General features: G+C 71.7%; 14 protein-coding genes. 7 read left to right on the top strand and 7 right to left on the bottom strand.

The genetic code is table 11. The features are described from left to right. The gene (locus OG485_RS27180) at positions 1–2,037 is read right to left on the bottom strand and encodes a thioredoxin domain-containing protein (protein ID WP_328671138.1); all 2,037 of its coding nucleotides are present in this window, start codon (positions 2,035–2,037) and stop codon (positions 1–3) included. Further along, positions 2,018–2,602, bottom strand: a complete 585-nt coding sequence (locus tag OG485_RS27175; RefSeq protein ID WP_328671137.1) for an ArsR/SmtB family transcription factor — start codon at positions 2,600–2,602, stop codon at positions 2,018–2,020. The genes OG485_RS27180 and OG485_RS27175 overlap by 20 nt, the downstream gene beginning before the upstream one ends. A gap of 92 nt (positions 2,603–2,694) precedes the next feature. On the opposite strand from OG485_RS27175, the gene OG485_RS27170 reads away from it, so the two are divergent. Together OG485_RS27170 and OG485_RS27165 are read left to right on the top strand one after the other, a co-directional pair. After that, on the top strand, positions 2,695–3,156 hold the full coding sequence (locus tag OG485_RS27170) for a hypothetical protein (protein WP_328671136.1): 462 nt from the start codon (positions 2,695–2,697) through the stop codon (positions 3,154–3,156). Positions 3,157–3,233: 77 nt separating this feature from the next. Next, on the top strand, positions 3,234–6,428 hold the full coding sequence (locus OG485_RS27165) for a tetratricopeptide repeat protein (RefSeq protein WP_328671135.1): 3,195 nt from the start codon (positions 3,234–3,236) through the stop codon (positions 6,426–6,428). A gap of 301 nt (positions 6,429–6,729) precedes the next feature. Here the strand turns inward: OG485_RS27165 and OG485_RS27160 are convergent, their stop codons facing one another. Continuing rightward, a complete protein-coding gene (locus OG485_RS27160; protein WP_326785816.1) occupies positions 6,730–6,981 on the bottom strand; it encodes a hypothetical protein in 252 nt (83 codons plus the stop codon). Then, positions 6,974–7,834: a mycothiol conjugate amidase Mca gene (gene mca / locus OG485_RS27155; protein WP_328674681.1), complete on the bottom strand. Its 861-nt coding sequence runs from the start codon at positions 7,832–7,834 to the stop codon at positions 6,974–6,976. The genes OG485_RS27160 and mca overlap by 8 nt, the downstream gene beginning before the upstream one ends. A gap of 171 nt (positions 7,835–8,005) precedes the next feature. On the opposite strand from mca, the gene OG485_RS27150 reads away from it, so the two are divergent. Both OG485_RS27150 and greA read left to right on the top strand, forming a co-directional pair. After that, positions 8,006–8,404, top strand: a complete 399-nt coding sequence (locus OG485_RS27150; protein ID WP_328671134.1) for a DUF4307 domain-containing protein — start codon at positions 8,006–8,008, stop codon at positions 8,402–8,404. 234 nt (positions 8,405–8,638) lie between these two features. Next, positions 8,639–9,136 carry a transcription elongation factor GreA gene (greA, locus tag OG485_RS27145; RefSeq protein WP_326785819.1) on the top strand — a complete coding sequence of 166 codons (498 nt, stop codon included), beginning with the start codon at positions 8,639–8,641 and terminating at the stop codon, positions 9,134–9,136. A 124-nt stretch (positions 9,137–9,260) separates the two neighbouring features. On the opposite strand, the gene OG485_RS27140 is transcribed toward greA, so the two are convergent. From OG485_RS27140 to ilvA, 3 genes are all read right to left on the bottom strand, one after another. After that, positions 9,261–10,118, bottom strand: coding sequence for an ABC transporter permease (locus tag OG485_RS27140; RefSeq protein WP_328671133.1), 858 nt, complete (start codon positions 10,116–10,118; stop codon positions 9,261–9,263). Continuing rightward, entirely contained in the window at positions 10,115–11,149 is a 1,035-nt protein-coding gene (locus OG485_RS27135; protein WP_328671132.1) for an ATP-binding cassette domain-containing protein, read from the bottom strand. The genes OG485_RS27140 and OG485_RS27135 overlap by 4 nt, the downstream gene beginning before the upstream one ends. 200 nt (positions 11,150–11,349) lie before the next feature. Then, a complete protein-coding gene (gene ilvA / locus OG485_RS27130) occupies positions 11,350–12,579 on the bottom strand; it encodes a threonine ammonia-lyase (RefSeq protein WP_328671131.1) in 1,230 nt (409 codons plus the stop codon). Positions 12,580–12,744: 165 nt separating this feature from the next. On the opposite strand from ilvA, the gene OG485_RS27125 reads away from it, so the two are divergent. The 3 genes from OG485_RS27125 to OG485_RS27115 all read left to right on the top strand — a co-directional run bounded on the left by OG485_RS27125 (position 12,745) and on the right by OG485_RS27115 (position 14,216). After that, positions 12,745–13,251, top strand: a complete 507-nt coding sequence (locus tag OG485_RS27125; protein WP_443048944.1) for a MarR family winged helix-turn-helix transcriptional regulator — start codon at positions 12,745–12,747, stop codon at positions 13,249–13,251. A 219-nt stretch (positions 13,252–13,470) separates the two neighbouring features. Beyond that, positions 13,471–13,968: a sigma factor-like helix-turn-helix DNA-binding protein gene (locus OG485_RS27120; RefSeq protein WP_328671129.1), complete on the top strand. Its 498-nt coding sequence runs from the start codon at positions 13,471–13,473 to the stop codon at positions 13,966–13,968. Next, positions 13,965–14,216, top strand: coding sequence for a hypothetical protein (locus tag OG485_RS27115; protein WP_328671128.1), 252 nt, complete (start codon positions 13,965–13,967; stop codon positions 14,214–14,216). Before OG485_RS27120 ends, OG485_RS27115 begins: the two co-directional genes overlap by 4 nt. The last annotated feature ends 60 nt before the right edge of the window (positions 14,217–14,276 follow it).

The raw sequence follows: 14,276 nt of genomic DNA, 5'->3' as shown, positions 1-14,276 counted from the left end.
TTACGCGTTTCGGCCGTTCAGGACCGCGCGAAGGCGGTCGGGATCGGTCGTCGGGACATCGCAGACGAAGTTACGGCAGACGTACGCGGCCGGCTTCCCGTCCACCAGCGGGCGGCCGGCGAGCAGCGGCAGCTCCTCACTCTCCGGCACCCCCACCGCCACGACGGCCCCCGGCACGGTGCCCAGAAGTGCCGCACGCCGCAAGGCCGTTGTGGCCGGGTCGCTCGCCTCGCCCACCACCGCGACCTCCCGGGGGCCGTCGAGCAGCGCCTCGGCCACCGCGAGCCCCCACCCGATGAAACGGGGCGCCCGGGGCCCCAGCGCCTTCACCACGCCGAGCGCCCGCTCGGCGGCGGTGCGATGGGGTTCCGCGCCGGTCTGAGCGCTGTACGACAGCAGCGCCCCGGCCGCCGCGCTCCACCCCGAGGGCGTCGCGTTGTCGGTGGGATCCTGCGGGCGGCGGATCAGCCGCTCGGCGTCGGCCGCCGTGTCGTACAGCGCACCCGACCCGGCGTCCGTGAACTGCGCGAGGACATGGTCGAGCAGGAACCCGGCGAACTCCAGCCAGACCCCCTCCCCGGTCACGGACGTCAGCGCGAGGAAGCCCTCGGCGACGTCCGCGTAGTCCTCCAGCACCCCCGCGTGGGCGCCGGCCCGGCCGTCCTTGCTGGTGCGGGCGAGGCGCGCCCGGTCGTCCATGTGCAGCCGTACGAGGAGGTCGGCGGCGCCGATCGCGGCCTCCACCAGATCGGGTCGGTCGAAGTAGGCGCCGGTCTCCGCCAGGGCGGCCACCGCGAGCCCGTTCCAGGCGGCGACCACCTTGTCGTCGCGCCCCGGGGCGGGCCGCCCGGCCCGCGCCGCGAGCAGCCGCTCCCGTACCGAGGCGAGCCTCTCGGCGTCGAAGACCTCTTCCTGCTGCGGCAGTTGGAGGACGGAGGCCCCTTCCTCGAAGGTGCCCTCCTCGGTGACCCCGAAGTACCGCGCCGCGAACTCGGCGTCCGCCTCCCCGAGCACCTCACGCAACTGCGCCGGCGTCCACACGTAGTACGCGCCCTCGACGTGCCTGCCGGTGCCGTCGTCACTGTCGGCGTCGAGCGCCGAGGCGAACCCGCCCTCGCCGGTGCGGAGTTCGCGCACCAGGAAGTCCGCCGTCTCCAGCGCGACCCGCCGCGCGAGCCCGGACCCGGTGGAACGCCAGAGATGGGCGTAGACCCGGCAGAGGAGGGCGTTGTCGTAGAGCATCTTTTCGAAGTGGGGGACCACCCAGTCCCGGTCGACGGAGTAGCGGGCGAATCCGCCGCCGAGCTGGTCGTAGAGACCGCCGCGCGCCATCCGCTCACAGGTGTCCACGGCCATCTGGAGCGCGCCCTCGGAACCGGTCCGCGCGTGGTGGCGCAGCAGGAACTCGATCACCATGGACGGCGGGAACTTGGGCGCACCGCCGAATCCGCCGCGCGCCGCGTCGTAGTCCCGGGTGAGCCCGAGCAGCGCGCCGGCCAGCTCCTCCTCGCCCGGCACCTGGCTGTCCCCGAAGGACATCTCCCGCTCGGCGAGATCCCGCGTGATCTTCCCGGCGACCTCGGCGACCTCGTCCCGCCGGTCGCTCCAGGCGGTCGACACACCCTCCAGCACCTGCCGGAAGGAGGCCATGCCGTGGCGCGGCTCGGGCGGGAAGTAGGTGCCGAAGTAGAAGGGCTCGGCGTCCGGGGTGAGGAACACGGTCATCGGCCAGCCGCCCTGCCCGGTCGCCGCCTGCACCGCCTCCATGTAGACGGCGTCGACATCCGGCCGTTCCTCGCGGTCGACCTTGACGCTGACGAAGCGCTCGTTCAGATAGGTGGCAGTCGCCTCGTCCTCGAAGGACTCGTGGGCCATGACATGACACCAGTGGCAGCTGCTGTACCCGACGCTCAGCAGAACGGGCCGGTTGCTTCTGCGGGCCTCGTCGAAGGCCTCGGCCGACCACGGCCACCAGTCGACGGGGTTGTCGGCGTGCTGGAGCAGATACGGGGACGTCTCATGGGCCAGTCGGTTCACCCTGCCACTCTCCCACGGCGTCCGGGACGGCGTAGAAGCGCAGATGCACCGGGCGAGCCCCGTCGGGGGCGTCTTCACGAGTGTGGCCGTACCGGTCCAGGAGCGCCCGGTACTCGCGTACGAAGTCCAGGAGTTCCTCCCTGGTCATCCAGTTGCCGGAGCGCTGGACCTGGGCCCACCCCTCGGGCCCCGCGTACTCCTTGTGCGCCCGGAGGTACAGCCCGGTGTCCATCTCGATCCTCAGGCGCGCCACACCCTCGGCGGCCGCGAGCTCCTCGGGGGCCATCGTGGCCGGATCGGGTGTGGTGTGGCTGAACGGAAGGGCCCGCCACCAGCGTTCACGACCGCCCGACTTCTCCGCGATCTCCTCGATCAGATGCTGGTCGGCCAGCTTGCGCAGGTGGTAGCTGGTCGTGCCGGAGCTCTCGCCGAGTTCCCTGGCGAGCACGGTCGAGTTCGCCTCGCCGTGCCGGCCGAGGTAGTCGAGGATGCGGCGGCGCAGCGGGTTGCCGAGGGACTTGTACAGGGCGGTGCGTTCGAGACCGGTCAGCTCGGGGTCGGGCATACGGACACGGTATCCCCGGCCCGTCCCTTCCACAGAACTAGTTCTGCAGAATTTTCTTTGCAGAAATTCCTCTGTGGTCCTATCGTGGAGGCATGAAGACGAATCGCGCCGTCGTGCGAAGCGACTGGGCTCTGGTGCTGCTCGGTGTCATCGCCGTGGCGCTCGTGCCGTGGATGGTGCTCCTCGTGCGGACGCTCCCGGCGAGCACCGAGGTGCGGAACTGGCAGGTGGCCTGGGCGGGACTCGACGTGCTGATGGCCACGGGCTGCGCGGCGACCGCCGTGCTGGGGCTGCGCCGCGATCCGCGCGCCCGGCTGACCGCCTCGGCGACGGCCGCCGTCGCGGTGCTCGACGCCTGGTTCGACATAACCACCGCGCAGCCGGGCGCCCCTCTGGTCCAGGCCCTGGCCTGCGCGGTGGCGGAGGCGGGACTCGCCTGCGCCTGCGTGTTCCTCGCTCTCTCCAAAGGCCGCGCCCCACGCGGTGAACAGCCGGAGCTCGTGCGTCCGAGGGGGCGAACTCCGGAGCCGGGCACACGCGATCGCGGCGAATGATCGACGCCCCCTCGCGTTCGCGTCCCGGCCGAAGGACACTCGTAGGCCAGGGAGTTGCTGCCGGAGGGGGACGTGACATGCGGGACGGCCATCGGGCGGAGGCCGAGCGGCTGTTGGTCCGGGCCGTCGAGGAGGAGGTGCGCCGCTCAGGGGGGCGTGCGGACGGGACCGCGTTACTGTCCCGGGCGCGGGCCTCGCTCGACACGATGGCGGAGACGGCCGCCGAGGAGTACACGGCGTACACACGGGCGCTGGACGAGTCCGAGGCCGGGCGGCTGACCTTCGGGCAGCGGTTCGCCCGCCAGGGATCCGGAACTCCCCTGCTGGTGGCCGCGGTCGGCGCGCTCGCCGCCGTCGCCTGCGACCTGGCCCTCGGCACCGGCGCCGGCACGGCCGTCGGCACCGGAGCGACGGTGGCCGTGGCGGGCGCGACCGCCACCGTCCTCAAGGTGACGGCCTCGCACGTACCCGCCGCGAGCCGCCGCGCCGGAGCCCTGGGGCAGCCCGGCGGCCCCGAGCAGCTGCGCCTCCAGTGGCTGACGGCCCTGGAGGTACGGGGCATCCGGCCGTTCCTCGACCAGCAGCGGGTGCTCAGCGCCACCACCGGCGCCAAGAAGGGCGCCCCCCAGCTGCGGCGCACCGACAAGAGCGCGGCCGCCCGCCGGCGCAGCGTGCTGGAGCATTCCTTCGGCCAGCTCCCCGAACAGGAGGGCCCGTTCACCGGGCGCCGCACCGAACTGTCGCGGATCGCGCAGTGGGTTCACGCGGCCCGCGCGAGCACGGAGACGAGACCGACGGTCGTCGTGCTGCACGGCGCCCCCGGCTCCGGCCGCAGCACCCTCGCGGTCCGGGCGGCGCACGCCCTCAAGGACCAGTTCCGCGGCGCGTGCGTGGTCGACCTGCGGAGCGACAGCCCGGACGATCCGCCGCTCACCACCCGCGACGCGCTCCTGCACCTGCTGAACCGGCTGGGCGCCCCGCGCGAACAGCTCCTCTTCCGCGAGCGCTCCTCGCAGGACCAGCAGGTCAAACGGCTGAGCGAGCTGTACCACCAGCATCTGACCGGCCTGCCCGTGACGATCGTGCTGGACGACGCGAGCGACGCCGAGCAGGTACGCATCCTGGTCCCCGAGCGCTCCGAGAGCCTGGTCCTGGTGACCGCGCGCAAGCCCCTCGACCTGCCCGCCGGTCTCTCCGCCTGGGTGCACCAGCTCCCCGTGGAGGCACTGGACGCGGCAGGCTCCGAGGAGCTGCTGACCGCGGCGGCACAGGACGCCTCCGGTCCGTACGACGCCGAATCCTCCGACCGGATACGGGAGTTGTGCGGCGGTCTGCCGCTGGCGCTGCGGGTCGCGGGCTCCTCGCTCGGCCCCCGCACCCCGCGCGCTCTCGCCGGCGACCTCGCGGCCTACGGCCCGGTGGAGCCCGTCGAACGGGTGCTGTGGCTGCGCTACACGGACCAGTCGGACACGGCGCGCCGGCTGCTGCGCCGGCTGGCCCTGGCCGGCCGGGCCTCGCTGGGCGCGGCAGCGGCGGCGTCCCTGCTCGCGACGGACGAACCCGAGGCCCTCCGTCATCTGACCGACCTCTCCCGGGCGGGCCTGATCGACCACGTGCGCGGCAGCCGCTACCGCCTGCACGATCTCGTGCGGACCTTCGCCGCGGCCCGCCTCCTCGACGAGGAAGAGGCCTCGGAGCGCACGGCGGCGCAGGAGCGGCTGATCGTGAACTACGCGGAACTCGCCGATTCGGTGATCCGCCTGGTGGACGGCAGGACATCGACGCGCGCCGACCAGTTCGGGCCGCAGGGCTTCACCTCACTGGACGCCGCGCTGCGCTGGCTGGACGACGAGTCGAGCTTCATCACGGCGGCCCTGCGGCACGCGGAGGGGGTGGACCAGGCGGCGGTGCTCCATCTGCTGGGCGCTCTGTGCGACTACTGCCTGCTGCGCGGCGATCTGTACCGGCTGGGCGAGATCAGCGAGCTGACCCAGGCCGTCGACCAGGGGCTCCTAATCCGCTCGGTGCAGTGGCGCACGGGTATCGCGGCCCGCCAGCTCGGCGAGCTGGACAAGGCGCGGACGACCCTGGCCGCGGTGGTGGATCTCTATTTCGAGGCCCATCACGACGCGGGGGCCGCGAGAGCGCTGTGCTCCCTCGGCATCACGCTGCACCACCAGGGCACCCTCGTCGAGGCGGCAGCCAAGCTCCAGGAGGCCATGGACCTTCAGGCCTCACCCGAGCTGGCGGCCGACCGCGCCTGGACGATGCACGCGCTCGCGGCGGTGGAACGCGACCGGTCCCGGCTCGGCCAGGCGCTGGGCCTCCTCACCGAGGCCCTGGTCCTGCACCGCGAGAGCGGCTCGGTGCACGGCGAGGCCTGGGCCCACTTCCAGCTCGGCCAGCTCGGACTGCGGATGGGCGACGTACCGCGCGCCGAACGGGAACTGCGCGAGGCGCTCGATCTGTACGGCCGTACGCGCGACGCCCGCGGGGAGGCCTGGGCGCTCACCCAGCTCGCCCGCGCGCGACTCGTCGAGGGCGACCCTTCGGCCGCGGTCGACGGGCTGCGCCAGGCGGCCTCCCGGCATCGCGAGAACGAGGACGCGCGCGGCGAGGCGTGGACGGTGTACTACCTGGGCCAGTCCCTGGAGGAGACCGGTGACCTGGACCAGGCGGTGCGGGAGCTGGAGCGGTCGAGGACGATGTTCTCGCGCATGCGGGACGTCTACGGACTGGCCTGCGCCCGTCACCACTCGGCCCGTGTGACCCGCGACCAGCGCGCCGCGCAGACGGGCTCCCTGCGGAACTCGGGCTTCGCCCGCCAGCTCCTCGTCGACGCCCGCGCGGACTTCCAGCGCATCGGGGTGGCTCACGGCGAGGCGTGGACGTGCCTGGAACTCGCCGTCGTCGACGCGGGCAACGCCCGTACCCAGCAGGCGCTGTCCCTGTGCGACGAGGCCGCCGGTCTGTTCGCCTCGTACGGCGACCGCCGCGGGGAGGACTGGGCCCGCTTCCTGCGCTGCACGCTGCTCCCCTACGCGGCGCCGGGCGGTCACGAGGTGGGCGCCGCGGTGTCCCTGGAGGAGCTGTCGCAGCTCTCGCGGGCCGGCCACGCCACGCGCGACGGCAGGCTGGACGACTTCATCGAGGCGTACCGGCTGCTGCTGGAGCGGGGCGTGGACCTGGACGCCGGCTGGCAGGCCTGGCGGCTGGGCATGGTGCCGGGACGGCACGCCCGCGATGTGATGGGCGTGACCGTGACGACGTGACGTGACCCTGCCGTGAGGCGGCTGCTCCTCGGACGCACGCCGGAGCGGCCGGCCGGGCTTCGGGGCGCGGTTCCGGCCGGGGTTCCGGCTGGGCTTCGGAGCGGGCTTCCGGCCGGGCTTCCGGGCGCGCGCCGGAGCTCGGTGTGTGCCCGGAGGGCCTCACACCGGGGTTCCGGTCATCGCTCACGGCTCCCGAGGGTCCACGGGGGCCGGAGTTCCACCGGTCCACGGGGCACGGGTCCACGGGGGCCGGACGCACGCGGGCGGCGCGCGCCCGGGCCCGGCCCCTCGCGGCGCCGGCTCAGCCCTTCGCGGGAGCGGTCTTCCCGCCGGGGCCGGAGCCGTCGGCGGACGCCGCCTCGTTCTCGGGGTCCTGCTCGAAGGAGACCTTGCCCATGTGACGGTTCATGGACTTCATCAGGCCCCAGACGGCCAGGGCCATCACCGCGAAGACGATGAAGCCGAGGACGCCGGGGGTGACCTTGTTCTCGTCGACCTCCTTGGCGAGGGGGACGAGGTGCGTCAGTGCCAGGCTTGCGCTCATGTCAGGCATTGTCGCGGATGCCCGCAAAGAGGTCGGCCTCGGGGAGGGATGTGTCCACGAGGGACTTCGCGAGCTCGTACTCCTCGGTCGGCCAGACCTCCCGCTGGATGTCCATGGGGACCTTGAACCAGCCGCCGTCCGGGTCGATCTGCGTGGCGTGCGCGATCAGCGCCTTGTCACGGATCTCGAAGAAGTCGGCGCACGGAACGTGTGTGGTCAGCGTGCGCTCGGCGCGCTCGAACTCGCTCCAGCGCTTCAGCCAGTCCGCGTACGGCGACTCCATCCCGCGGTCCAGGAGCGCGTGGTGCAGCGCCTCGGTGCGCGGCCGGTTGAAGCCCTGGTTGTAGTACAGCTTCCGCGGCTGGAACGCCGGCCCGAACTCGGACTCCGGGTACTTCTCGGTGTCCGTCGCGCCCTCGAAGGCCACCATCGAGATCTTGTGGGTCATGATGTGGTCGGGGTGCGGGTAGCCACCGTTCTCGTCGTACGTGGTGATCACCTGCGGGCGGAACGAGCGGATCTGCTTGACCAGCTCGCCGGCCGCCTTGTCGACGTCCTCCAGGGCGAAGCAGCCCTCGGGCAGCGGCGGCAGCGGGTCCCCCTCGGGCAGACCGGAGTCGACGAAGCCGAGCCACTCCTGCTTGACGCCGAGGATCTCGCGGGCCTCGTCCATCTCCTTCTTGCGTACCTCGTGGATGTTCTCCTCGATGTACTTGTCGCCCTGCAGCTTGGGATTGAGGATGGAGCCGCGCTCCCCGCCCGTGCAGGTCACGACCAGCACGTCCACCCCCTCGGACACGTACTTCGCCATGGTGGCCGCACCCTTGCTCGACTCGTCGTCGGGGTGGGCGTGCACGGCCATCAGTCGCAGCTGGTCAGTCAAGACTCAATCCTCGGTCGGTCGGCTGTCGCCTGAGTCGGTCGGCTGTCGGCGCCCGGCGTGATTCCGCGCTGCGGGCGGCTTCTATAGTGACGGAATCGGGGGGCGATTAATTCCGGGGTCCGGCTCTGGAACCCGGCCGAGAGGACGATCATGAGTACGGCGAGCACGTTGCCCGAGGGCCGGTACGGCCGCTCCGCGGACGAGCGGGCCGACCGGAAGCTCAGGGCCATCGGCGGTGTCCTGGGAGTCGCCCTGATCGGTGTGGTCGGCTGGTTCGGCTACGACTACATCGCCGGGTCCGAGATCAGCGCGCAGGTGATCACCTTCAAGGCGGTCTCGGACAGCGCGGTCGAGGTGCACCTGGAGGTGCACAAGGACGCCGGCACGAAGGGCTACTGCACCTTGCGTTCGCAGGACGCCGACGGCCTCGAGGTGGGCCGCGCCGATTTCCGCTTCGACCAGGACTCCTCCCGCCTCGACAAGGTGGTCACCCTGCGTACGACGGCGCGGGGCACCACGGCGGAACTCCTCGGCTGCCACCCGGGCTGAGCGGCACCGCCGACCGGGACCCGACGGCATCGGCCCGGGCCGGTGTCACTCTGGGCGACCAGTGGCTGACCCTACGGCCGGACTGCGGCTGACCTGCGTTGATGCAATTCTGATGTCTTATGTCCTCCCCTCGGAGCCGCTGAATTGTTAGGCTCGTGGTTTCGCCCACCCGTGAGAGAACATCCTTCTGGGTAGGGCGATGCTTTGTATTCCCAGTACCTACGAGGAGCACCTGTGACCCAGACCAGCGAGAACGTCACCTGGCTGACCCAGGAGGCGTACAACCAGCTCAGGGCCGAGCTGGAGTACCTGTCTGGTCCTGCGCGCACGGAGATCGCCGCCAAGATCGCGGCCGCGCGCGAGGAGGGCGACCTGCGCGAGAACGGCGGGTACCACGCGGCCAAGGAAGAGCAGGGCAAGCAGGAGCTCCGTGTGCGCCAGCTGACCCAGCTCCTGGAGAACGCCAAGGTCGGCGAGGCTCCCGCGGCGGACGGCGTGGTCGCGCCCGGCATGATCGTGACCATCGCCTTCGACGGCGACGAGGACGACACCCTGGACTTCCTGCTCGGTTCCCGCGAGTACGCGAGCTCCGACATGGAGACGTACTCTCCGCAGTCGCCGCTCGGCGCCGGAGTGAACGGCAAGAAGGTCGGCGAGGACGCCCAGTACGAGCTGCCGAACGGCAAGCTCGCCTCGGTGAAGATCCTCAAGGCCGAACCGCACCGGGGCTGAGCCCGAGACCGGCGACGACGATGCCCCCGGCAGTACGCCGGGGGCATCGTCATATCCGCGTCGAGGGCGGCGCCGGCGTCACGCCGTCTTCGAGCGGTACCTCACGCCGTCGCCGAACGGCAGCTCACGCCGTCGCCGAGCGGTACTTGCGGACGGCGAGCGTCCGGAAGATCACCACGATCAGGACCGAGTAGATCACCGAGGCCCACAAGGAGTGCCGCATGGGCCAGGCGTCGGACGTCGACACGCCGGGGTTGGCGAACAGCACCCGGCAGGCCTGCACGGTGGCGCTGAACGGGTTCCAGTCCGCGACATGCCGCAGCCAGGGGGTCATGTTGCCGGTGTCCACGAACGCGTTCGAGATGAACGTGACCGGGAAGAGCCAGATCAGCCCGCCGGAGGTGGCCGCCTCGGGCGTCCGCACGGACAGGCCTATGAGCGCGCCGATCCAGGTGAACGCGTACCCGAGCAGAAGCAGCAGCCCGAAGGCCCCGAGGACGCGGAACGCGTCGGTGCTGCCGTTCGAGCCGACCCGCCAGCCGACCATCACGGCGACCACCGCGAGGACCAGCAGGGTCAGCGCGGTCTGCACGAGGTCGGCCAGGGTGCGGCCGGTGAGCACCGCGCCCCGCGCCATGGGCAGCGACCGGAAGCGGTCGATGAGGCCCTTGTGCATGTCGTCGGCGATGCCTGCACCGGCACCGGCAGTGGCGAAGGTGACGGTCTGGGCGAAGATGCCGGCCATCAGGAAGTTGGTGTAGTCGGTGGCGCTGGTGCTGCCGCCGATCTTCATGGACCCGCCGAAGACGTAGGTGAACAGCACCACGAACATGATCGGCTGGATCAGTCCGAAGATGACCATCTCGGGAATCCTGGACATTCTGATCAGGTTCCGCTTGGCGATGACCAGGGAGTCCCGGACGGACTGGTAGACCGGGTTCGAGGGTGCCGTGACCCGCACGGCGTCGCTGACGGCGCTCACTTCGCGGCCTCTTTCCTGCTCTTGTCGCTCCGGGCGTCCTTGCCCTTGCCGCCCCGGCCGTCCCCGGAGCCCCCGTTCTCCTCGGCCTTCTCCTCGGCCACATGGCCGGTGAGGGAGAGGAAGACGTCGTCGAGGGTGGGGCGGCGCAGGCCTATGTCGTCGATCTCTATGCCGCGGGTGTCCAGCTCACGGATCACCTCCGCGAGGAGCTTCGCGCCGCCGGTGACGGGCACGGTGAGCTTGCGGGTGTGCTCCTCGACCGTCGTCTCGCCCTTGCCGAAACCGCGCAGCACCTCGGAGGCGGTGGCCATGTGCTCGCGCTCGTGCACGACGACCTCGACGCGCTCGCCGCCGGTCTGCGCCTTGAGCTCGTCGGCCGTGCCGCGGGCGATGACGCGGCCGTGGTCGACGACGCAGATGTCGTGCGCGAGGTGGTCGGCCTCTTCGAGGTACTGGGTGGTCAGCAACAGCGTCGTACCGCCGGAGACGAGCTGCTTGATGACGTCCCAGAGCTGCTGGCGGTTGCGCGGGTCGAGGCCGGTCGTGGGCTCGTCCATGAACATCACCGGGGGCGACACGACCAGGGCCGCCGCCAGGTCGAGACGGCGTCGCATGCCGCCCGAGTACGTCTTGGCGGTGCGGTCGGCGGCGTCGGCGAGGTGGAACTGCTCCAGGAGCTCGTCCGCGCGGACCTTCGCGGCCTTCGCCCGCATCTGGTAGAGCCGGCCGACCATCTGGAGGTTCTCGCGGCCGGTCAGGTATTCGTCGACCGCCGCGAACTGTCCGGAGAGGCCGACCCTGCGCCGTACCGCGTCGGGGTCCTTGAGCACGTCGACGCCCGCGACGACGGCCTTGCCGCTGTCGGGGCGCAGGAGGGTCGTCAGACAGCGGACCGCGGTCGTCTTGCCCGCGCCGTTCGGCCCGAGCAGGCCGAGCACGGTGCCTTCCGGGACATCGAGGTCGACGCCGTCCAGAGCCCTTACGTCACCGAAGGTCTTCACCAGGCCTTCGGCGTAGATGGCGCCTGGCATGAGTGGTCTCCACGTCGTTGGGGATTTTCGGATGTACGCGCGCTTTCGGATGTGCGCGTACTGGAGACTGGCGCACGACGAGAAAGTCATCGGCCCGGCCCCGTCGGCGCCCGTCCGCAGACCCACCGTAACGCGATGTATCGCGTCACTCAATGGATTTTCCCGAGTGGGTCGACCGGGCCCCTCGGGTGGCCGCGCCCTCAGTCGATGACCGTGTACCCCGCCTCGCGCAGCGCCGTGTTCACCTCGGCGCAGTGATCGTGCCCCTTCGTCTCCAGGTGCAGCTCGACCTCCACCTCCGTGAGCCCGAGCCGCGGATCGGTCCGCACATGGCTCACGTCGAGGACGTTGGCGTCCGCCACCGACAACACCCCGAGAAGCGTGGCCAGGGCACCGGGCCGGTCGGTGAGCCGCAGGGTGACCGCCAGGTAGCGGCCGCCCGCCGCCATGCCGTGCCGCAGGATGCGCTGCATCAGCAGCGGATCCACGTTCCCGCCCGACAGCAGCGCCACGACCGGGCCCTCGAAGGCGCCGGGATCACTCAGCAGCGCCGCGACGGAGCTCGCGCCGGCCGGTTCGACGACCAGCTTGGCGCGCTCCAGGCACAGCAGCAACGCGCTGGACAGGTCGTTCTCGGAGACCGTACGGACCTCGTCGACCAGTTCCTCGACGAGACGGAACGGTACGTCGCCGGGGCGGCCGACCTTGATTCCGTCGGCCATCGTCGCCGGGTTCTCGACCGACAGCGGCCGCCCGGCCGCGAGCGAGGGCGGGTACGCCGCCGCGCCCTCGGCCTGCACCCCGATGATCCGTACGTCCGGGCGCAGCGACTTCACCGCGACGGCCACGCCCGCCGCGAGCCCGCCACCGCCGATCCCGAGGACGATCGTGCGCACCTCCGGGCACTGGTCCAGGATCTCCAGGCCGACCGTGCCCTGCCCCGCGATGATGTCGGGGTGGTCGAAGGGGTGGATGAACACCGCGCCCGTCCGCTGCGCGTACTCCTGCGCGGCGGCCAGGGTCTCGTCGACCACCTGACCGTGCAGCCTCACCTCGGCGCCGTAGTCGCGGGTGGCCGCGACCTTGGGCAGCGGGGCGCCGTTCGGCATGAACACGGTGGACCGCACCCCGAGCAGCGAGGAGGCGAGCGCGACGCCCTGCGCGTGGTTGCCGGCGCTCGCCGCGACGACGCCCGCGGCGCGCTCCTCCGGAAGCAGGCCCGCGATCCGCACGTACGCGCCGCGCAGTTTGAACGAGCCCGTCCGCTGGAGGTTCTCGCACTTGAACTGCACCGGTGCGCCCACCAGCTGGGTCAGATACCTGCTGCCCTCCATCGCGGTCACCCGCGCCACACCCGTGAGCATCTTCTGCGCGCCGCGCACGTCGTCGAGAGTCACACTGGGAAAGGAGTCAGCCGTGCTGTAGCTCATGACCACCAGTCTCGCAGTTCACGCGGGCGCACTCCCGTGGTGACCACGCTCCGAGACCCGGTTTGCGCAGCGCCGGTACGGCCCGCGCCCCGGCCGCGTAACCTGTCCCCCAACCCAGCTCCCCACGCATGAATTGAGCCCCCGGCCATGCCCACTACACCAGAGATGTCGATGGACATGACGACCGTCGGTGACACCGGTCTTCTCGAAGCCCTTCAGCACGAGGTCGCGGTCTTCGCGCGCCGTGCGGAACAGACCCGGCTAGGCGGGGTGGGACAGGTGCGCAACTCCATGGACCGGGCCGCCTACCTGCTGCTCAACCGCCTCGACAAGGAAGGCCCGATGGGCGTCAAGGCGCTCGCGGCGAGCATGGGGATCGACTCCTCGACGGTCACCCGGCAGGTCGCCCCGCTGGTCGACACCGGGCTCGTCAAGCGCACCTCGCACCCCGAGGACGGACGCGCCGTGGTGCTCCAGCTCTCCCCGCGCGGCCAGTCCCGGCTCGACGAAGTACGCGCGTCCCGGCGTCAGTTGATGGCCGAGCTGACACACGAATGGGCACCGGAGGAGCGTGAGGTGTTCTGCGCGCTCCTCACCCGCTTCAACGGCGCGCTCTCCGCCCGCCAGGCCACCCAGGGCATGCCGGCGCCGGAGTCCGAACAGGCCTCCTGAACCGCGCCCCGGGGGTGGGCCGCGGTCCGTACCCGGGGCCCCCGGGCATCCGCCGCCCCGCACGCACGCGTGCGTGTGCGCCGAACTCTTGACCGGAAGGCGCCACCTGGCCTCATATGAGACCGGGTCCTCGTCGTACGGGGTGCTACGGGTCGCACGCGGCCGCGGGCCCTTTCTCGGAGGTCGCCCTCAGAGGGTCGCCCTCAGGCGGGAGGCGTGGTGCGAGAAAGGCGTGCCTCCCAGGGTGTCCGCCGCACCCGGGAGTTCGAGAGGTTCGTGGCGGGCGCCGCGGGACGGCTGCTGCACACCGCCGCGCTGCTCACCGCGGAGCCCGTGGGCGCCAACCCGCGCGCGCGGCGGCTGCTGACACTGGCCCTCGCCCATACGTACGCCTCCTGGGACCGGCTGCACGGCGAGGATCCCTACGACAGCACCCGCCGGCAACTGATCGCGCGCTTCCAGCGCACCGCCTGGCACCAGTACGGGAGCCTGGGGCGCCGGCGCCCCTCCCCGGACCACGTCCTGGCCGGGCTCACACCCCAGGAACGGCTGATCCTCGTCGTCAGACTGTACGAGGGGGTCGCCGAGGAGCAGGCGGCGGCGCTGCTCGGGGTCCCCGTGGAACGGGTACGGGCGATCTGCGCCCGCGCCACGGCGACTCTGCTGCACCCGCCCCGCGACCCGGCGCCGCCCCGGGTGGAGGTGGCGCCGTCATGAATCTGCCGGAGCGCGAGGCGGCCGTACGACGGCTGCTGGAGCAGGCGCCCGCGCCCGTGGTGCCGCCCGACCTGTACGGCGAGGCGGCACGCCGCGGAAGGCGCATGCAGCACCGCGGGAAGGCGGTGCGGCTGCTGTTGTGGCTGGCGCTGTTCGGCGCTGCCGTCGTCTTCGTCGTCTGGGCGGTGACGGCCCGTCCGTGGGTGGAGCCGCCTTCGGAGACGACTCCACCGCTGACGGGTTGGTGACCGGACTCCGTCGCCCGCGGGCCGAACCCCCGGCCCGCGGCCGACGGTGGCGGGCCCGGG

It is taken from the genome of Streptomyces sp. NBC_00328 (genome assembly GCF_036139655.1).
GTDB lineage: Bacteria > Actinomycetota > Actinomycetes > Streptomycetales > Streptomycetaceae > Streptomyces.
The sequence above is the reverse complement of the archived record's forward strand: the minus strand, read 5'-3'. Positions and strand labels throughout refer to the sequence as shown.